Below are 20049 nucleotides of genomic sequence, written 5' to 3'. Positions count from 1 at the left end.
CCTTAGCGCCGGTAGCCGATCTGCTCGGTGTTGCCTTCCAGCTTGTCGAGCAGGTTGAGTAGCGGCTTCAGCGCAATGTAGCGGCTGGCTGTCTTGCGGGCGTAGTTCATGAAGCGGGGCAGGTCTTCGCTGTATTTTTCCTTTCCGTCTCGGTATTTCAGGCGGCAGAAGATGCCGAGTACCTTGAGGTGGCGCTGCAGGCCCATCAACTCGTAGTCGCGCCAGAAATCTCCGAAATCGGCGCGCACCGGCAGGCCGGCGGCGCGGGCCTTTTCCCAGTAGCGGACGACCCAGTCGATTTCCTGCTCTTCTTCCCAGGAAATGAAGGCGTCGCGGAATAGCGAGACGACGTCGTAGGCTATCGGCCCGTAGACGGCATCCTGAAAATCGATGATGCCCGGGGTCAGGCGTTCGGCGCTTTCGACCAGCATCAGGTTGCGCGGCATGAAGTCGCGGTGCACGAAGACCTTCGGCTGGTTCAGCGCCGAGTTGATCAGGAACTTGAAGGTCCGGTCGAGCATCGATTTTTCGTCATCGCTCAGTTGCACGCCTAGGTGGCGGCCGACGAACCATTCCGGGAAGAGGTTGAGTTCGCGGCGCAGCAGGGTCGCGTCGTAGGGCGGCAGCGTGCTCGCCTTCGAGGCGAGTTGCCATTGGACGAGGCTGTCGAGGACCGGGCGGATCAGCAGGTCGGCCATCGACAGGTCGGCGTTGAGGGCATCGAGGTAACCGATGCGGCCGAGGTCGGTGAGGACCAGGAAGCCGTGCTCGAGATCCTGGTCGAGAATGCGCGGTGCGGCGAGGTCGGCTTTGGCGAGCAGGCCGGCGACGTGGATGAAGGGCTTGCAATCTTCCTTGTCCGGCGGCGCGTCCATCAGGATGCGCGTGTTGCCGTCCGGCCAGGTCAGGCGGAAGTAACGGCGGAAGCTGGCATCGGCCGAAGCGGGGGTGATCTGGACGGACTGATCGGGAAAGCGACTGGCGACCCAGTCTGTAACAAGTTGATCGCGCGGCGTGGCTTGCATAAGCGGGCAGGGTTCGGTTCGTTGTAAAATGCCGGGATTTTAACACTCGGGTTCCGGCCATTCCGGTCCTGGCCCTTTCCTGATTGCCTTGATGACCGGTTTTGCCCGCCGTCCGCTCGCTGTTTTTGTCTGTTGCATGTTCGCCGGCATGCAGGTCAGCCACGCCGCAATCGATACGGCGCGCTTGCCCTTGCCGGCTGGCGAAGCCGGCAAATCTGCGTCGCAAGAGGCGTCGACCGCCGGGCTGCAACTGGCTGCCAACGATGCGCCGGTCCGCCTGCGCGTCGAGCGCAAATTCAACGTGCTCGGCAAGAAGAAGGCGCCGCTCGTGCCTGGCGTCGGGGTCGAGCATCCGGTCGAGCTGAACAAGGATGACAGCTATCCGATGTTCATCGTCGCCGACAATATCCAAGGCCGGGCCGACGAAGTGACCGAGGCGGAGGGGGAGGTCGAGGTCCGCAAGGCCGGCACCCTGATCTTTGCCGACAAGCTGACGCACTGGCCGCTCGAAGACGAGGTCGAGGCGACCGGCAATGTCCGCCTGCTCCAGGAGGGCACCGAGGTCGAGACGCCGCATCTGCGGATGAAGCTGACCGAGCAGATCGGCTTTGCCGAGCAGGCCGACTACTACATCGTCAAGGACGTGGCGAGCAAGTTCTACCGACAGCAGCAGACGGTGGTGACGGTATCGAGCAGCAGTTCGGTCTCGACCGGGGCGCCGATGATGCTCAACGTGCCGAACAGCTACGGCTTGCCAACGACCAGTCCGGCCCGTCGTCCGTCGGAGGCGAGCGGCCATGCCGAAATGGTCAATTTCGAGGGCGAAAACCATATCCGGATGGCGGATTCGACTTTCTCGACCTGCAAGCCGGGGCAGACCGACTGGTATCTGCAAAGCTCGGAAATGCTGCTTGACTACGACCGCGACGTCGGCGAGGCGAAGCACGCCTCCCTGTGGTTCAAGGGCGTGCCGATCTTTTACGCGCCGGCAGCTTCTTTTGCGCTCAACCATCAGCGCAAGAGCGGGTTCTTGCATCCCTTTTTCTCGACCTCGACCAATAACGGCTTCGACATCACGACTCCGTATTACTGGTCAATCGCGCCCAATTACGACCTGACCCTCTACCCGCGTTACATGGCCAAGCGCGGTCTGCAACTCGGTGCCGAGGTGCAGTATCTCGATTACAACTACCGCGGCATGACACGTCTCGAGTACATGCCGAATGACGAAATCGAGAATGCTCGCCGCTACGCCTACAACATCCAGCACCAGCAAAATTTTGGACGGGGCTTCTCGGCCTCGGTGAACTGGAATGGCGTTTCCGACGACAATTACTGGGAGGATATGTCCTCGCGTCTGCTGCAGACCTCGCAGACCCAGTTGCCGAAGCAGGTCGTGCTGAATTATTCGCCGACGCCGTGGTTGCAGAGCAATATGCAGGTCCTGCGTTACCAGACCTTGCAGCCGGACCCGAACAATCCGATTACCCGTCCCTACTTTCTGGAGCCGCAACTGAATGTGATCGGTTTCAAGCCGAATGTGCTGAAGACCGATCTCAGCATGATCGCCCAGTTCTCGCGTTTCACGCATCCGGACAAGGTGGCGGGCGACCGCATGGTCTTCTACCCGCAAGTTTCCTTGCCCATCGTCCATCCGGCTTTCCAGATCACGCCCAAGCTCGGCGTGCATATGACCAAGTATGCGCTGGACCAGCAGACGATTGGCGAGCCGACCAGCCTCAACCGGACGCTGCCGACCTTCACACTCGATTCGACGGTGATTTTCGAACGGGAAAGCAACTGGCTCGATACCGACTATATCCAGACGCTGGAGCCGCGTCTTTACTACGTCAATATTCCGTACAAGGACCAGAGCAAGATCCCGATCTTCGACTCCGGTCTCACCGATTTCAATTTCGCACAGATCTTCTCCGAAAACCGCTACAGCGGTTTCGACCGGGTCAACGATGCCAATCAGCTGACGGCGGCGGTGACCACCCGTTTCCTCGATGCCTCGACCGGCGTCGAGCGCTTCAAGGCGATGCTCGGCCAGCGCTACTACTTCAAGCCGCAGCGCGTCACCATTCCCGGCGAAACGACCCGGGCGGCCGACTTCTCCAATCTGGTGGCTGCGGTCAACGGCCTGATCTGGCCGAAAACCTATGCCGATGCGGCCTGGGAATACAACTATCGCGACGGCACCAACGAACGCCTGTCGCTGGGCATGCGCTTCCAGCCAGAACTGGGCAAGGTCTTGAGCGCCAGTTACCGCTATACGCGCGACCCGCTGACCGACAAATCGACGGTCGATCAGTTCGACATCGCCGGTCAGTGGCCGCTCAACGGGCAGTGGTATGCCGTTGGTCGTTACAACTGGTCGATGAAGGACAGCCAGTTGCTCGAAGCCATCGGCGGTCTCGAATACAATGCCGGTTGCTGGTCGGTGCGCGGTGTCGTGCAGCGACTAGAGGCTGTTTCCGGCTCGCCCAACACGACGTTTTACTTCCAGCTCGAACTCAACGATTTCGGCAGCATCGGCTCCAATCCGCTCGGCCTGCTCCGGCGCAGCATCCCCGGCTACGGTAAAACCAACGAACTGCCCAACAGCGGCAGCCTGCTCTCCACCCAATGACCACCATGCCCAATATCCTTCGCCGTCTTCTTGTCCTGATCTGCTGCCTGTGCGGATTCTTCGCCCAGCCGCTGTTCGCCGCTTCGCAAGAGCCTATCGAGGCCGACCATATCGTGGCTGTCGTCGGTGACGAAGTGGTCACCTATTACGAACTGCGCAGTCGCCTCGAGTCGGCACTCAAGCAACTGGAGAAGCAGGGCACGCCGCTGCCAGCGCAGGATGTGCTGGAGCGCCAGATGCTCGAACGCGTCATCATGGATCGCGTGCAACTGCAGTACGCCCGGGAGACCGGCCTACGCGTCGATGACATTCAGCTCGATCAGGCGATCGGCCGGATTGCCGCCAATAACAAGATGACCCCGCAGCAGTTCCGGCAAACCCTGGAAAAGGACGGCATCAAGTACGCCAAGTTCCGTGAGGAGATCCGTACCGAAATGACCATGGTCCGCCTGCGCGAGCGCGAGGTCGATAGCAAGTTGGTCATTTCCGACGGCGAGATCGACAATTATCTGGCCAACCAGGCGGCCAACGGCGGCAGCGAGGAATATCAGCTGGCCCATATCATGTTGCGCGCCCCGGAGTCAGCCAGCCCTGAGCAACTGCAAAAACTCCGCCTGCGCGGCGAGCAGGCCCTGAAGCGGGCGCTGGCCGGTGAGAACTTTGCCGAACTGACGGCCGCCTTCTCCGATGCGCCGGATGCCCTGAAAGGCGGCGATCTCGGTTGGCGGCAACTGGAGCGTCTGCCCAGCCTCTATGCCGATGTCGCCGCTCGCTTGCAAACTGGCCAGATCAGCGAACTGCTGCGTTCCTCCGCCGGTTTTCACATCGTCAAGCTGCTTGGAAAGCGCGGCGGCAGCGCACCGGCTTCGATCCAGCAAACCCGGGCCCGTCATATCCTGGTCCGCATCAACGAAATCGTTTCCGAGTCCGAAGCCCGCCGCAAGCTGGAAAACGTCCGCGAGCGCATCGTCAATGGCGTCGATTTCGCCGAGCAGGCCCGCCTCTATTCGCAGGACGGCTCCGCTGCCAAGGGCGGCGACCTCGGCTGGCTGAATCCGGGCGATACCGTGCCGGAATTCGAGCGGGCGATGGATGCGCTGAAGGTCAATGAAATGAGCCCGGTCATCCAGTCGCCGTTCGGCATGCACATCATCCAGGTCCAGGAACGCCGTGAGCGCGACGTCTCGGCCGAACGCCAGCGTGGCGTGGCCCGCCAGGCCCTGCGCGAGCGCAAGCTCGACGAGGCGTATCAGGACTGGCTGCGCCAGTTGCGCGACCGCACCTACGTCGAAAACCGGATGCAAGAGCAGTAATGCGGCCGCTGATCGCGGTCACCAGCGGCGAACCGGCCGGGATCGGACCGGAACTTTGCCTGCGCCTGGCCGACTACACCGGCGAGGCGCAGCCGGTCATCCTCGGTGACCGCCAATTGCTGGCCGCGCGTGCCGCCCAACTCGGCCTGAAACTGGCCTTCCGCGATTTTTGCCCCGAAAACAGTGTCGACCGCCGGGCTTTGCCGGCCGGTACGCTGGACGTGCTGCATGTGCCGCTCGCCGTCCCGGCCTTGCCTGGACGACTGGATGCGGCCAATGGCCGCTATGTGCTGGCCCTGCTCGATCGGGCGTTGGCCGGCTGCCGGTCCGGCGAGTTTGCGGCGATGGCGACGGCGCCGGTGCACAAAGGCGTCATCAACGAAGCCGGCGTGCCTTTCACCGGCCATACCGAATACCTGGCCGAACAGACCGGCACGCCGCTGGTCGTCATGATGCTGGCCGGCAACACTGAGCGCGGGCCGCTGCGCGTCGCACTGGTCACCACCCACCTGCCGCTGAAGGATGTGCCGGCCGCGATCACGCCGGACGTTCTGGCCCAGACCCTGCGCATCCTGCATGCCGATCTGCGCGGCAAGTACGGGATCGCCGCGCCGCGCATCCTGGTCGCCGGCCTCAATCCTCATGCCGGCGAAGGCGGTTACCTCGGTCGCGAGGAAATCGAAATCATCAGCCCCGTGCTCGACAAGCTGCGCGGCGAGGGCATGCTGCTCTCCGGCCCGCATCCGGCCGACACGATGTTCACACCGCCGGTCCTCGCCCAGGGTGACGCCGTGCTCGCCATGTACCACGATCAGGGCCTGACGGCACTGAAGTACGCCACTTTCGGCCATGGCATCAATGTCACTCTCGGCCTGCCGATCATCCGCACTTCGGTCGACCACGGCACCGCGCTCGAACTCGCCGGTAGCGGGCGGGCCGATCCGGGCAGCTTGTTCGAAGCGGTTGCAGAAGCGGCCCGCATGGCCGCCAGAAAGGTTCAGATTCAATGAAAGAGCACGTCGCCCGCAAGCGCTTCGGCCAGAATTTCCTAGTCGATAGCGGCATCATCGGCGCCATCGTTTCCGCCATTGGGCCGCAGCGTAGCGATACCCTGGTCGAAATCGGCCCCGGCCTTGGCGCCATCACCGAGCCGCTGCTGGCTCGCCTCGATCACCTGCACGTCGTTGAAATCGACCGCGACCTGATCGCCCGCCTGAAGAAGCAGTATCCGCGCGAGCGCATGACCATCCACGAAGGCGACGCGCTGGCCTTCGATTTCGCCAGCATCGGCCGCAAGCTGCGTTTGGTCGGCAATCTGCCCTACAACATCTCTACGCCGCTGCTCTTTCATCTCGCCGACTACGCCGAGATCGTTTACGACATGCACTTCATGCTGCAGAAAGAAGTCGTCGAGCGCATGGTGGCGGAGCCCGGCGAGTCCGACTTCAGCCGCATCTCAGTGATGCTGCAATATCGTTTCCATATCGAGTGGCTGATCGACGTGCCGCCGGAGAGCTTCGATCCGCCGCCGAAGGTGCAGTCGGCCGTCGTCCGCCTGATTCCGAAGGATGTTGCGGAACTCAATGCGAAAAGTACCGCCAAGTTGTCGCAGGTCGTTCTTGCCGCCTTCTCGCAGCGGCGCAAGATGCTGCGCAACACGTTGAAAGGCGTGCTCAGCGACGCCGGCTTCGCCGAACTCGGTATCGACCCGACCCGGCGGGCCGAAGACATTCCGGTTGCCGACTACGTGCGGATCGCCAATTACCTTTCTTGACCGAGGGCGACCACCAAAAGAAAACCCGCCGCCGGCGGGTTTTTTTGTGCCGGAAACTGCGGCTTACTTCTTCATCGGGCAGGTGCTCATGCCGAGCAGCGGATAGACCGGGCACCAACCGATCAGTCCTGTTGCGAGGGGCACGATGCCGATATAGCCCCAGGCCGGCAGCAGGCCGGCCACGGTGGCCCCAATCAGGCCGGCGCCGACAACGATACGCAGGATTTTATCGATACCGCCAACATTGCTTTTCATGATCTGTTCTCCGTTGAGTAAGTAGGTACGGCGCCTACTTTAGCCACGGCAGATGACAGCGTATGTAACCTGGGTCACACGGACGCCAGTTTTTGTAGCCCTGTTCGGTCGTTGATGCGCAACTGCTCGCGGCCGAGCACGACCAGACCCTGGGTGGCCAAGCCTTTGAGCAGTCGGCTGACGATTTCGCGGACACTGCCCAGTTCATCGGCCAGTTGCTGGTGCGTGACATTGATCACCGTTTCGTTGCGGGCCAGCAGCAACTTGGCCAGGCGCTGATCAAGGCGGGCAAAGGCGACTTCTTCGACCAGTTGCATCAATTCACCAATCCGTTCGGCAAACAGGTGAAAGACGAAGTCGCGGAAGGGGGCGTGTTCGAGCATCAGCCGCGAAAAATCGGCAACAGGCAGGGCGAGCAGGGTGAGCGGTGTTTCGGCGATGCCGCGGGCGTTGTAGTCGCTGTGGCCGAGCAGGCAACTTGAACTGATGATGCACGAGCCACCAGGCGTTACCCGGTAGAGCACCAGTTCGCGGCCGCTGGCGGCCAGCTTGGCGACCTTGATGCTGCCTTCGATCAGCAGCGGAAACCCTTGGCAGGGCTGGTGCTCGGCAAAAACCTGGGTGCCGGCCGGCAACTGCATGACGGCCTGCGGCTGAAACAGGGGGCGCAGGCGCTCGGCCGGCAGGCCGGCCAGCGCCGGATACAGATCGAGCACTTTTTGCAGGTCGACCGTACGGCCAGCCGTTTTTTCCATGGTCGCCGGGATCATCGACAATCAGCCCACTTCGGCCCAGACCGGCGCGTGGTCGGACGGCCGTTCGCGTTTGCGTGGCGCGCGGTCGACGCCGGCCGCCGTGCATTTTTCGGCCAGCGGCCGGGAGAGCAGGATATGGTCGATGCGCAGGCCGAGATTCTTCTGGAAGCCGAGCATCCGGTAATCCCACCAGGAGAAGGTCTTTTCCGGTTGTTCGAAGAGCCGGAAACTGTCGCTCAGGCCGAGGCCGAGCAGGCGCTGGAAGGCGGCGCGCTCTGGCGGCGAACAGAGAATGCAGTCAGCCCAGCGCTGCGGATCATGCACGTCGCGATCATCGGGGGCGATGTTGTAGTCGCCGCACAGGGCCAGTTTCGGGTGCGCCGCCAGTTCCTCGCCGAGCCAGACGGCCAGCGCATCCAGCCAGCGCAGCTTGTAGTCGTACTTGTCGCAGCCGACTTCCTGGCCGTTTGGCATGTAGGCACAGACAATGCGGGTGTCGCCGACGCTGCCGGTTATCAGGCGCTTCTGCTCGTCGGGGAAATGCGGGTTGCCGACCAGCACGTCGCTGATCGGCTCGCGGGCGAGCAGGGCAACGCCGTTGTAGGTCTTCTGGCCGGAAAAGGCGACGTGGTAGCCGGCCGCTTCGATCTCGGCACGCGGAAAGTTATGGTCTTCGAGCTTCAGTTCCTGCAGGCACAAGGCATCGGGCTTGGCTTCGGCCAGCCAGTCGAGCAGGTGAGGCAAGCGGACTTTCAGCGAATTGACATTCCAGGCAGCGATTTTCACTTGGCTAGCCCGCCCGAGGGTTTGCTGCCGTAGGGCGCCGTTTTTGGATAGCCGGCGAGATCGAGCAGGTTGTGGTAGGTGCTGGCTTCGAAGCCGCGCGAGCTTTGCTTGCCGACCTTGAGGCTGGGTACGAAAGCGTCGCCGACCAGTTGCTTCAGTTCGGCAAAATCCTCGGCTTTCTGCAGCATTTTTTCGCTGAAGGGGACACCGCGTCCGTTCAGCAAGTCACGCGCCTGTTTGCATTCGCTGACGCAATCGGGCGTTGTGTACAGCGTGACCGGAAAGTCTTCGGCCGCTTTCTTGACGGCGTAGGGCAGGGCGTCGCTGCTCTCGGCAGAGTCGCCAGTCTTGACGATGGCTTTGGTCTTTCCCGGTGGTGGCGTATCGGAAATGACGACGCGACCCGCCGAGTCGAGCCAGCGATAGGTTTCGGCAAAGGCACTGCTGCCGGCGAGCAGCAGGCAGAGCACAAGAAAGTGGCGCATGGTGTTCTCCCTGAACGGCTTACGCAGCAATCATACCGCTGTGGCGGAGCAGTGCATCGACACTGGGTTCGCGGCCGCGGAAGGCCTTGAAGGATTCGATCGCCGGGCGTGAGCCGCCGACCGACAGGATCTCGTCGAGGAAGCGCTTGCCGACCGTGGCATCGAACGGGTCGCCGGCTTCCTCGAAGGCGGCGTAGGCGTCGGCCGACAGCACTTCGGCCCACTTGTAGCTGAAATAGCCGGCGCCATAGCCGCCGCCGAAAATATGCGAAAAGCTGTTCGGGAAGCGATGCCAGGCGGGCGGCATCAGTACGGCGACTTCCTGGCGCACTTCATTGAGCAGGTCCATGACGCTCTTCGAGCCGGCCGGGTCGAAGCTGGAATGCAGCAGCATGTCGAACAGCGAGAACTCGATCTGGCGCACCGCCATCATGCCGCTCTGGAAATTCTTGGCAGCCAGCATCTTGTCGAACAGTTCGCGTGGCAACGGGGCACCGGTATCGACGTGGGCGGTCATCTGCTGGACGACTTCCCATTCCCAGCAGTAGTTTTCCATGAACTGCGAGGGCAGTTCGACGGCATCCCATTCGACGCCGTGGATGCCGGAAACGCCCAGTTCCTCGCCGCGGGTCAGCAGGTGGTGCAAGCCGTGGCCGGTCTCGTGGAACAGCGTGGTCACTTCGTCGTGGGTGAAAGTGCTCGGTTTGTCGCCGACCGGGCGGGCGAAGTTGCAGTTCAGATAGGCGATCGGCTTCTGGATACCGCCGGCGGTGCGCCGACGTGAGCGGGCTTCGTCCATCCAGGCGCCGCCGCGCTTGGTTTCGCGGGCATAGAGGTCGAGGTAGAACTGGCCGACCAGTCCGCCGGTCGACGTCTCCAGACGGTAAAAACGGACATCCTCATGCCAGACCGGCGCCGTGTCCGGTTTGACCTTGACGTTGAACAGGCTCTCGATGACTTTGAACAGGCCGCCCAAAACCTTGGGCTCGGTGAAGTACTGCTTCACTTCCTGCTCCGAGAAAGCATAGCGCTGCTGCAGCAGTTTTTCGGAGACGTAGGCGGCATCCCACGGCTGGAAGTCGGCCAGACCGAGTTCGTCCTGCGCAAAGGTGCGCAGTTCGGCGATGTCCTTTTCGGCAAACGGCTTGGCCTTGGCCGCCAGTTCGCGCAGGAAGGCCAGTACCTGGGCCGGGGTGTCAGCCATCTTGGGGGCGAGCGAGACTTCGGCAAAATTGTTGAAGCCGAGCATCCTGGCGTCTTCCTGGCGCAACTCCAGCATGCGTTGCATGACCGGGGTGTTGTCCCATTCCGGCTTGCTGCTGCCGTCGGTGAATTCGGCGGCGCGGGTGGCGTAGGCGCGGTACATGCGGGCGCGCAGTTCGCGGTTGTCGGCATATTGCATGACCGGCCCGTAGGAGGGCGCCTGCAGGCTGAAGCGCCAGCCGGCGACACCGGCCTTCTCGGCGGCGGTACGAGCGGCTTCCTTGGCGTCGTCGGGCAGGCCGGCGAGCAGGGCTTCGTCGGTGACGATTTCGGCGAAGGCGTTGGTCGCATCGAGCACGTTCTCGGAGAACTTGGCCGACAGTTGCGACAGTTCTTCCATGATCGCCTGGAAGCGCGGCTTCTGATCTTCCGGCAGTTCGGCGCCGCTCAGGCGGAAATCGCGGACTTCGTTGTCGACGACTTTCTTTTGTTCGACGGACAGCGTGGCGTACTCGGCGCTGGCGCGTAGTGCCTTGTACTTCTCGAACAGCTTGAGGTTCTGGCCGAGTTCGGCATAGAAGCGCGAAACGTCCGGCAGCATTTCGTTGTAGGCCTCGCGCCAGGCCGGGATGTCATTGACCGAGTGCAGGTGGCCGACGATGCCCCAGGCGCGGCCGAACGGTTCCAGGCCATCGGACAGGGCGCCGGCGAAATCGGCCCAGGTGGCTGGTGTGCTGTCGGCGGTCAGGCGTTCGATCAGGGCACGGCCGTCAGCCAGCAGCGATTCGATGGCAGGTTTGACGTCTTCCGGTCGAACGGTGTCGAAGCGGGGGAGGTCGGTGAAATCGAGCAGGGGATTGGTAGTCGTCATTATTGTATTCCGGGCAACAAAAACGGGCGGTCGAGGCCGCCCGTCGGATAGTGAGGCGATGGGCCTATTCTACAAGTTCCCGATAGGCGTGCCACGAGGCGTGACCGAGAATCGGCATAATCAGGATCAGGCCAAAGAGCGCGGTAGCAAAGCCGACCAGGGTCAAGGCGACGATGATCGCCGCCCAGAGCAGTAGCGGGCCGGGGTTGTCGAGGCAGGCTTGCAGACTGGTCGCCATGGCGGTGACGAAGTCGCTCTCCTGATCAAGCATCATCGGTACCGAGATGACGCTGAGCGCGAAGACGAGCAGGGCGAGCAGGCCGCCGAGCGCCAGCCAGGTCAGGGCAAAGAGGTCATGCTCGCCGCTGAAGATGATGCGGCTGAGGAAAATGCCGGTATCGCCGCTCGAAGTCGGGCCGAGCAGGGCGAAAGCGATCGCCGAGAAGCGCTCCCAGAAGACGACGGCAAGCGCGATGAGCAGGCCGAACATGGCCAGCGACTGACCATTGCGCCGGTAGCAACGCAGGGAATCGATGAACAGCGGCTTCTTGCCGCGGGCGGTTTGTCGGCTCAATTCGTAGAGGCCGGCTGCGAGCAGCGGCGCAACGAGAAAAAAGCCGGAGATGGCGACTGTTACCAGGTACGGGTAACGCAAGGTGGCCAGGATGATCAGGTCGCCACCCAGAGCGAACAGCAGGCCGTAGGCCAGCGAGGGGAGTGGATTCGCCTTGAGGTCATCGACCCCGGCCATCAGCCAGGAAAATGGCCGGTCCCAGCCGACTTGGCGGATCGCCGGCAGTGACACGCCCGGCAAGTGGAGATGGATATGCGGTCTCATGGCAGCCTCCTCGAATGGCGGAACTGCCGTTTGACCCGGCCATGGCGGCCGGGTTCCGTAATGACGTGGTACTTTTTACAGCGTCTGGCCGGTCAGGCGCTCGTAGGCCTCGATGTATTTGGCGCTGGTCCGGGCCACGACATCATCCGGCAGCTTCGGGCCGGGGGCGACCTTGCCCCAGTCCAGGGTTTCGAGATAGTCGCGGACGTACTGCTTGTCGTAGGACGGCGGGTTGCTGCCTTCCTGGTACTGGTCGGCCGGCCAGAAACGCGAGGAATCCGGGGTCAGCGCTTCGTCGATCAGGTGTAGCGTGCCGGCGGCATCGATGCCGAACTCGAACTTGGTGTCGGCGATGATGATGCCGCGTGTTGCCGCGTAAACCGAAGCTTCCTCGTACAGACGGATGGCGGCGTCGCGGGCTTCGGCGCAGAGCTGGGCGCCGGTCTTGCCGGTGCCCTTGAGGGCCTCGGCCAGCGTTGTATCGCAGTTGGCCTGGGCCTGGGCGAAGGAGACGTTTTCGTCGTGATCGCCGACTTCAGCCTTGGTCGCCGGGGTGAAGATCGGTGCCGGCAGCTTGGCCGCCATTTTCAGGCCGGCCGGTAGCGGGATGCCGCAGATGGCGCCGGTTTCCTGGTAATCCTTCCAGCCGGAGCCGATCACGTAGCCGCGGACGACGGCTTCGATCGGCAGCGGCTTCAGGCGCTTGACGACGACGGCACGGCCGCGCACCTGCTCGCGTTCATTCTCGGCAACAACCGATTCCGGATCGATGCCGGTCAACTGGTTCGGCACGATGTGGCCGAGCTTTTCAAACCAGAAATTGGCAACGGCCTGCAGCACTTCACCCTTGCGCGGGATCGGATCGGGCAGGATGACGTCGAAGGCCGACAGGCGGTCGGTGGTGATAATCAGCAGTTTGTCGGCGTCGACCGCGTAGATGTCGCGGACCTTCCCCTTGGAGAGCAGTGGCAGGCTGGTGATGGACGACTGGAAGAGAGGTGCGGTCACGGTCATGTTCCCGAAAGCAAAACGACAATTATAAATTAATGCGCGGCTTCGCCTTCTTCGGCGGCGAGCTTCTTGCGCATCTGGCGAGTTCCCCAGGCCACGACGCCGGCGATCACCGGAATCGAAATGGCGGTGATCTGGTCGGTGTTCAGGTGGTGCAGTTCCTTGCTGCCCTTGGCCAGATACTGCACCAGTTGCGAGCCGTAGTAGGTGAGGACAACCACCGACAGGCCTTCGACGGTTTCCTGCAGGCGCAGTTGCAGCTTGGCGCGGCGGTTCATCTGCGACAGCACTTCCTGATTCTGGCGTTCCAGTTCGATATCGACGCGGGTACGCAACAGTTGGCTGGTCCGGGCAATACGGGCCGAGAGGTCTTCCTGGCGGCTGGACACCGCGGCGCAGGTGTTCAGGGCCGGGGCCAGGCGGCGCTCCATGAAGCCCTTGATCGTCGGGTAGCCGGAAACGCGGGTTTCCTTGAGGTCGACGATGCGTTGCTGGACCAGCCGGTAGTAGGCGGCGGCAGCCCCGAAACGGAAATTGGTGCTCGCCACCGAGTGCTCGACTTCGGCGGCCAGTCGGGTCAGGTCGGCCAGCACGGCACGTTCGTCCTGCGGGCTGGCGGCGCTGACCATGCGGTCGATCAGCATGGCGAGGTCGGCTTCGGCACGGTTGAGCAATTTGCCGACCGCTTTGGCGACCGGGAAGGCAAGCAGCGCCATCACCCGGTAGGTTTCGATTTCGAGCAGGCGCTGGATGATGCGGCCGGTGCGCAGCTTGCCCATGCTCTCGTCGAGCACGGTGAAGCGCGAGAAACCGTGGTGGATGCGGAAGTCGGTGAACATCCAGGCGGCTTGCCCGGCGATCAGCGAAATGATGTTGGTGTCGCCCTTGTTGGTCAGGTTGACGATCATTTCTTCCGGGCTGATCGAGCCGGCGGCCAACAGTTCGACGTGGCTGGCGGCGATGACCTGGCCGGGAATGCCCTGCACCCAGTCGGCTGGGGCGGCATCGAGCGCGGTTTCACCCGATTGCGGCGGCTGCTTCGGCTGGGTGAAGAAGGTGTAGGTCGAGAATTCGCCGTGCTGCTCCCATTTCAGCTGGAAGTCGCCGCCGTCGATGATCAGATGCGCGGCTTCGGCGCTCGGCTCGACCGGCAGCCCCATCCGTTCGTAGAGCAGACCGATGTGGGTGCGTTCGCCAAGCGGGTTTTCCGGGTCATGGGTGAAGGCCAAGTAGCTGATCAGCGCCGGCGCTTCCAGCGGAATCGGCGGGCGGGTGTGCACTTCGTCGTTGAGGCGTTGGCGGAGCGGGTGTTGGGTGAATTCCACGGAGCTGACTCGAAAAGAAAAAGGCCGCAAGAAGCGGCCTCCGAATGTACCAAAAAAAGTCGATTATTTGACGATCTGGTTCAGTTCACCCTTGGCATAACGCTCGGCCATCTTGTCGAGGGCGACAGCCTTGATCTTGCTCGCCTGGCCAGCGGCACCGAAGGCTTCGAAACGGGCCAGACAGATCTTCTTGGCGGCTTCGCGGGCCGGCTTCAGGTAATCGCGCGGGTCGAACTTGTCCGGATGCTCTGCCAGGTAGCGGCGGACGGCGCCGGTCATGGCAAGGCGGATGTCGGTGTCGATATTGACCTTGCGCACGCCGTGCTTGATGCCCTTGACGATTTCCTCGACCGGCACGCCGTAGGTTTCCTTCATGTCGCCGCCGAATTCGCGGATTTCGGCCAGCAGTTCCTGCGGCACGGAAGACGAGCCGTGCATCACCAGGTGGGTATTCGGGATGCGGGCGTGGATTTCGGCGATGCGGTCGATGGCGAGGATGTCGCCGGTCGGCTTCTTGGTGAACTTGTAGGCGCCGTGGCTGGTGCCGATGGCGATGGCCAGCGCGTCGCAGTTGGTCTGCTTGACGAAGTCGGCAGCCTGCTCGACGTCGGTCAGCAGGTCTTCGCGGGTCATGTGGCCTTCGGCACCGTGGCCGTCTTCCTTGTCGGCCTTCATGGTTTCCAGCGAGCCGAGCACGCCGAGTTCGCCTTCGACGGAAACACCGATGGCGTGGGCGAATTCGACCACCTTGCGGGTCACTTCGACGTTGTATTCATAGCTGGCGACGCTCTTGCCGTCGGCCTGCAGCGAGCCGTCCATCATCACCGAGGTGAAGCCGGAGCGGATCGCGGCCATGCAGACGGCCGGGCTCTGGCCGTGGTCCTGGTGCATGACGATGGGCAGGTGCGGGTAGGCTTCGAGGGCGGCCAGAATCTGGTGGCGCAGGAAAGGCTCGCCGGCGTATTTGCGGGCGCCGGCCGAGGCCTGCATGATGACCGGGGCGTCGACCTGGCTGGCCGCTTCGCAGATGGCCCAGACCTGTTCCATGTTGTTGACGTTGAAAGCGGGCAGACCGTAGCCGTTTTCAGCGGCGTGGTCGAGCAGTTGGCGCATGGAGACGAGCGGCATGGGAACTCCTGTTCGATATCGTGTTTAGTTAATCTGGCTATTTTAAAGGATTTGATGTTCGCCGACGCGGACGATCTTGAGTGTATTGGTCCCACCGGTAGTGCCGATCGGCTCGCCGATGGTCAGGGCGATCAGGTCGCCTTTTTCTACGACACCACGATCGATCAGGAGTTGCTCGGCTTCGGCCAGCAGGAGGTCGCGGTCGGTGTGTTGCTGCTTCATCGAAAGCGGGCTGACGCCGCGGTAGAGCACCATGCGGCCGACCGATTCGGCATCGGGGGTCAGCGCGTAAATCGGCACACCGCAGTTCAGGCGGCTCATCCACAAGGCGGTCGAACCGGACTGGGTGAGCGCGGCGATGGCCTTGACCTTGAGATGATGCGCCGTCCAGATGGCGGCCATGGCGATCGACTGGTCGATGCGGGTGAAGACGCGGTCGAGGAATTCGCGATCGAGCGTCACTTCGGCCGAGCGCTCGGCTTCGACGCAGATGCGCGCCATCGACTCGACGACTTCGACCGGGTATTTGCCGGCGGCGGTTTCGGCCGACAGCATCACGGCATCGGTGCCGTCGAGCACGGCGTTGGCGACGTCGGAGACTTCGGCGCGGGTCGGCACCGGCGACTGGATCATTGATTCCATCATCTGGGTGGCGGTGATGGTCAGCTTGTTCTTGTCGCGCGCCATGCGGATCATTTTTTTCTGCAGCGCCGGCACGGTCGCGTCACCGACTTCGACGGCGAGGTCGCCGCGGGCGACCATGATGCCATCCGAGGCATCGAGGATTTCGGCGAGGTTGGTAATCGCTTCGACGCGCTCGATCTTGGCGATCAGCACGGCGGTGCTGCCGGCAGCGCGCAACAACTGGCGCGCCATGTACATGTCGGCGGCGCTTTTCGGGAAGGAGACAGCGACGAAATCGACGCCGATCAGCGCGGCGGTCTTGATGTCGTCCATGTCCTTGGCGGTCAGGGCCGGGGCGGTCAGGCCGCCGCCCTGGCGGTTGATGCCCTTGTTGTTCGACAGTTCGCCGCCGACCAGGACGCGGGTGTGAATCTCTTGGCCGCGGACACCGGTAACTTCCAGTTTCAGGCGGCCGTCGTCGAGGAGCAGGATGTCGCCGAAGACGACATCTTTCGGCAGATCCTTGTAATCCAGTCCGACGCGTTCCTGGTTGCCGAGCGTGCATTGGGCGTCGAGGATGAACTTCTCGTCGCCGACCAGCGTGATCTTGCCGTTCTCGAACTTGCCGACGCGGATTTTCGGGCCCTGCAGGTCGCCGAGGATGCCGACCGTGCGGCCGTGCTTGGCAGCGGCGGCGCGGATGCCTTCGGCACGCGCCTTGTGGTCGTCGGCCGTGCCGTGCGAGAAGTTCATGCGGACGACGTCGATGCCGGCCTGGACCATGCGTTCGAGGATTTCCGGCGTTGACGAGGCGGGGCCCAGCGTGGCGACGATCTTGGTATGGCGCGACATCTCTTCTCTCCCTGAAACTTGACTGGTTTTTGCTCTTTTTCGCAGGTCGACCGCGGGACTCGTGGCGAGGCCGGCGGTCGACGCGGTTTTACGACTTATTTCGCGGCGCGCTCTTCGAGCACTGCGATCGCCGGCAGGGTCTTGCCTTCGAGGAATTCGAGGAAGGCACCGCCGCCGGTCGAGATGTAGCCGACGTCATCGGCGATGTGGAACTTGGCGATGGCAGCCAGCGTGTCGCCGCCGCCGGCGATCGAGAAGGCTTCGGAGTGGGCGATGGCCGAGGACAGCATCTTGGTGCCGCCGGCGAACTGCGGCAGCTCAAAGACGCCGACCGGGCCGTTCCAGACGATGGTGCCGGCATGGGCGATGATCTCGGCCAGCTTGACCGCCGACTTCGGACCGATGTCGAGGATGCGGTCGTGGGTCGCGACGTCATCGACCGAGATCTTGTTGGCACGGGCCAGAGCCGAGACTTCGTCGGCCACGACGACGTCGGTCGGCAACGGCACTTCGGCGCCGCGCTCCTTCATCATGTCCATGATGGCGTGGGCTTCCTTGACCAGGTCGGCTTCGGCCAGCGAGTCGCCGATGCGCTTGCCGGAGGCGAGCAGGAAGGTGTTGGCGATGCCGCCGCCGACGATCAACTGGTCGACCTTGCCGGCCAGCGACTTGAGGATGGTCAGCTTGCTGGATACCTTGGAGCCGCCGACGATGGCGACCAGCGGCCGCTTCGGCTCGTGCAGAGCCTTGCCCAGCGCGTCGATTTCGGCGCCCATCAGGATGCCGGCGCAGGCCACCGGGGCGTACTTGGCGATGCCGTGAGTGGTCGCTTCGGCGCGGTGGGCGGTGCCGAAGGCGTCGTTCACATAAACGTCGCACAGCTTGGCCATCTTCTGGGCTAGTTCATCATTGTTCTTCTTCTCGCCCTTGTTGACGCGGCAGTTTTCGAGCAGGACGACTTCGCCCGGCTTCACGTCAAAACCGCCATCGACCCAGTTCTGGATCAGGCGGACCGAGGTGTGCAGCATCTGGCCGAGACGCACGGCGACCGGCATCAGGCTGTCTTCGTGGCTCAGTTCGCCTTCGGTCGGGCGGCCGAGGTGGGAAGTGACCATGACGGCGGCACCCTTTTCCAGGCAGTACTTGATCGACGGCAGCGAGGCACGGATGCGGGTGTCTTCGGTGATGTTGCCGGCTTCGTCCTGCGGCACGTTCAGGTCGGCGCGGATGAACACACGCTTGCCGGATACATCGAGGTCGGTCAGTTTGATGACGTTCATGGTCTTCTCCAGAGGTCGGTTAGTTATCTTGTTGTTGCCAGAGTCGCGACCAGTGGTCGGCAACTTCCAGCATGCGGTTGGCGAAGCCCCATTCGTTGTCGAACCAGACGAAGAGATTGACCAGATGCGTACCGCTGGTCCGCGTCTGGCTGCCATCGACGATGGCCGAATGCGGGTCGTGATTGAAATCGATCGAGGCGTGCGCCGCTTCGGAATAGGCGATCAGGCGCTTGAACGGGCCACTGGCGGCGTCGGCGAGCAGCCGGTTGATGCTGTGTGCCGAGACCGGGCGCTGGGTGGTGATGGTCAGGTCGATGGCCGAGACATTCAGCGTCGGGACGCGGATCGCCTTGGCCTGGACGCGGCCGGTCAGGCCGGGGAGGAGGCGCTCGACGCCACGGGCCAGGCCGGTCGACACCGGGATGATCGACTGCATCGCCGAGCGCGTCCGGCGCAGGTCGTCATGGTGGTAGCCGTCGATCAGCGGCTGGTCGTTCATTACCGAGTGCAGCGTCGTCAGCAACACCTGTTCGATGCCGATCTCGCGGTCGAGTAGGTCGAGGATGGGTACAATGGCGTTGGTCGTGCACGAGGCGGCGGAGACCAGGTGCTCGTCACCACGCAGCGTGTTCTGGTTGATGCCGGCGATTATGGTGGCGTCGACGTCCTCACCGCTGGCGCCCGGGTGCGACAGCAGCAGGCGTGGGCTGCCGGCGTGCAGAAAACGGCTCAGTTCGGCGCGTCGACCGTAGGCCCCCGAGCATTCGACAACGAGGTCGATGCCCTGCCAGTCGACTTCTTCCGGCGTACGGGTGTGGCTGATGCGAATCGCCTTGCCATCGATCAACAGCTTGCCGTCGGCGACTTCAACCGGGCCGGGAAAACGGCCGTGGGTCGAGTCGTAGCGCGTCAGGTAGGCCATGCTTTCCAGATTGGCCGGTTCGTTGATGGCGGCAACCTGCAGGTTGTGGGCGACCGGCGATTCGAGCAAGGCGCGCAGGAAACAGCGGCCGATCCGGCCATAGCCGTTGATGGCGAGACGAAGAGGGCGATGGGTGCCGGGCACGCGGGCCAATCCGAAGTGATCGAAGCCTGTGATTTTACAAGGTTGTGAGCGTAAATCCGAGCGCTGTTGTGGCGAATTGGCATAGCCGGTCGGCAATATCTGCCGCAAGTGCGGGGGCTTTTTGAAAAACCAACCCTCTTGCCGGGCTTACGGTCGGTTTTATGCTGGTGCGTTATTTGCTTTTCTATCTTGTCTCTTTCAAGGATCGAATCATGCAGATTGTCAATGAACTGTCCGGCACTCTTCCGGCAAGCCGTGGGCGCTCGGCTGAGCTGCCGGGTGGTCAAAATTTTGCTGATGTCTTCAAAAAGGCTGCAACGGCTGCCGAGCAGGGAAAAGAGGTCAAGCTTGAAAAATCGGCCAGTCAGATTCAGCAGGAAAAGGACGAAGCCATTGAGGCGGCACGCAAGGTCGCGCTGGCCGAGTTGCACGACTACCTGAAAAAAAGCCCGGCCGAACATATCCGTGATGCCGTCTTGAAGGAGTTGGGTCTAAGCGAGGAGAGCCTGGCGGCCATGCCGCCGGAGCAGCGGATGGCGTTGGAGGCGAAGATCAACGAGCGTATTCGCGAACAGCTGCTCGGCCGAAAACCGGAGTCGGGGCCTGAGGTTGCTTCTGCCCAACTGATTGGCCGGGATGCAAGCGAGAGCAGTGGTGTCGCTACCGATGCCCTCCGGGTGGCCCTGGCGGGGACGACTCAGGCAATGATCACGGCTGCCTGATTGAGGTCAGAGTAACTGCTTGGTTCAGGGGGGGCGTTTCGCTGGCCGTGCATTTCATGAGGACGAGCGGGGCGAAAAAAAAGGGGTCTTGCGACCCCTTTTTG

Annotated in this window: 18 protein-coding genes; 5 read left to right on the top strand and 13 right to left on the bottom strand. The window is 62.7% G+C overall.

Annotated features, from left to right (window positions below; translation table 11 throughout):
* Positions 1-2: 2 nt before the first annotated feature.
* Positions 3-1025 (bottom strand): aminoglycoside phosphotransferase family protein, encoded by a 1023-nt coding sequence (locus GH663_RS00615; protein WP_066881633.1) that lies wholly within the window; start codon positions 1023-1025, stop codon positions 3-5.
* 91 nt (positions 1026-1116) lie between these two features.
* On the opposite strand from GH663_RS00615, the gene GH663_RS00610 reads away from it, so the two are divergent.
* Genes GH663_RS00610 through rsmA form a run of 4 tightly spaced genes read left to right on the top strand, consistent with a single transcriptional unit; the run spans position 1117 to position 6744 of the window.
* On the top strand, positions 1117-3657 hold the full coding sequence (locus GH663_RS00610; RefSeq protein ID WP_153129819.1) for an LPS-assembly protein LptD: 2541 nt from the start codon (positions 1117-1119) through the stop codon (positions 3655-3657).
* A 5-nt stretch (positions 3658-3662) separates the two neighbouring features.
* Positions 3663-4970, top strand: coding sequence for a peptidylprolyl isomerase (locus GH663_RS00605; RefSeq protein ID WP_153129818.1), 1308 nt, complete (start codon positions 3663-3665; stop codon positions 4968-4970).
* Entirely contained in the window at positions 4970-5980 is a 1011-nt protein-coding gene (pdxA, locus tag GH663_RS00600) for a 4-hydroxythreonine-4-phosphate dehydrogenase PdxA (RefSeq protein WP_153129817.1), read from the top strand. The genes GH663_RS00605 and pdxA overlap by 1 nt, the downstream gene beginning before the upstream one ends.
* On the top strand, positions 5977-6744 hold the full coding sequence (rsmA, locus tag GH663_RS00595) for a 16S rRNA (adenine(1518)-N(6)/adenine(1519)-N(6))-dimethyltransferase RsmA (protein WP_153129816.1): 768 nt from the start codon (positions 5977-5979) through the stop codon (positions 6742-6744). Before pdxA ends, rsmA begins: the two co-directional genes overlap by 4 nt.
* 63 nt (positions 6745-6807) lie before the next feature.
* Here rsmA and GH663_RS00590 read toward each other — a convergent pair whose 3' ends face one another.
* The 12 genes from GH663_RS00590 to GH663_RS00535 form a co-directional block, all read right to left on the bottom strand.
* Positions 6808-6999: a YgaP family membrane protein gene (locus GH663_RS00590; protein WP_153129815.1), complete on the bottom strand. Its 192-nt coding sequence runs from the start codon at positions 6997-6999 to the stop codon at positions 6808-6810.
* A gap of 74 nt (positions 7000-7073) precedes the next feature.
* Positions 7074-7769, bottom strand: a complete 696-nt coding sequence (locus GH663_RS00585; protein ID WP_246181488.1) for a Crp/Fnr family transcriptional regulator — start codon at positions 7767-7769, stop codon at positions 7074-7076.
* Between the two features lie 6 nt (positions 7770-7775).
* Positions 7776-8540: an exodeoxyribonuclease III gene (gene xth / locus GH663_RS00580; RefSeq protein WP_153129813.1), complete on the bottom strand. Its 765-nt coding sequence runs from the start codon at positions 8538-8540 to the stop codon at positions 7776-7778.
* Positions 8537-9025, bottom strand: a complete 489-nt coding sequence (locus GH663_RS00575) for a glutaredoxin family protein (protein ID WP_066881645.1) — start codon at positions 9023-9025, stop codon at positions 8537-8539. Before GH663_RS00575 ends, xth begins: the two co-directional genes overlap by 4 nt.
* A 19-nt stretch (positions 9026-9044) precedes the next feature.
* On the bottom strand, positions 9045-11099 hold the full coding sequence (locus GH663_RS00570) for a M3 family metallopeptidase (RefSeq protein ID WP_211371032.1): 2055 nt from the start codon (positions 11097-11099) through the stop codon (positions 9045-9047).
* Between the two features lie 64 nt (positions 11100-11163).
* Positions 11164-11937, bottom strand: a complete 774-nt coding sequence (locus tag GH663_RS00565; RefSeq protein WP_153129812.1) for a DUF2189 domain-containing protein — start codon at positions 11935-11937, stop codon at positions 11164-11166.
* A gap of 75 nt (positions 11938-12012) precedes the next feature.
* A complete protein-coding gene (locus GH663_RS00560) occupies positions 12013-12945 on the bottom strand; it encodes a phosphoribosylaminoimidazolesuccinocarboxamide synthase (RefSeq protein ID WP_153129811.1) in 933 nt (310 codons plus the stop codon).
* Positions 12946-12980: 35 nt separating this feature from the next.
* The gene (locus GH663_RS00555; protein WP_153129810.1) at positions 12981-14273 is read right to left on the bottom strand and encodes a DUF3422 family protein; all 1293 of its coding nucleotides are present in this window, start codon (positions 14271-14273) and stop codon (positions 12981-12983) included.
* A 63-nt stretch (positions 14274-14336) separates the two neighbouring features.
* Positions 14337-15401, bottom strand: coding sequence for a class II fructose-bisphosphate aldolase (gene fba / locus GH663_RS00550; RefSeq protein WP_066881651.1), 1065 nt, complete (start codon positions 15399-15401; stop codon positions 14337-14339).
* A gap of 42 nt (positions 15402-15443) precedes the next feature.
* The gene (gene pyk, locus GH663_RS00545) at positions 15444-16877 is read right to left on the bottom strand and encodes a pyruvate kinase (protein ID WP_153129809.1); all 1434 of its coding nucleotides are present in this window, start codon (positions 16875-16877) and stop codon (positions 15444-15446) included.
* A gap of 95 nt (positions 16878-16972) precedes the next feature.
* Positions 16973-18157 carry a phosphoglycerate kinase gene (locus tag GH663_RS00540; protein ID WP_153129808.1) on the bottom strand — a complete coding sequence of 395 codons (1185 nt, stop codon included), beginning with the start codon at positions 18155-18157 and terminating at the stop codon, positions 16973-16975.
* Positions 18158-18176: 19 nt separating this feature from the next.
* Entirely contained in the window at positions 18177-19223 is a 1047-nt protein-coding gene (locus GH663_RS00535; protein WP_153129807.1) for a type I glyceraldehyde-3-phosphate dehydrogenase, read from the bottom strand.
* A 161-nt stretch (positions 19224-19384) separates the two neighbouring features.
* Here GH663_RS00535 and GH663_RS00530 point away from each other — a divergent pair, with 161 nt between their 5' ends.
* Positions 19385-19945 (top strand): hypothetical protein, encoded by a 561-nt coding sequence (locus GH663_RS00530; RefSeq protein ID WP_153129806.1) that lies wholly within the window; start codon positions 19385-19387, stop codon positions 19943-19945.
* The last annotated feature ends 104 nt before the right edge of the window (positions 19946-20049 follow it).

This window comes from Dechloromonas hortensis (assembly GCF_009469765.1).
Classification (GTDB): Bacteria; Pseudomonadota; Gammaproteobacteria; order Burkholderiales; family Rhodocyclaceae; genus Azonexus; species Azonexus hortensis.
The sequence above is the reverse complement of the archived record's forward strand: the minus strand, read 5'-3'. Positions and strand labels throughout refer to the sequence as shown.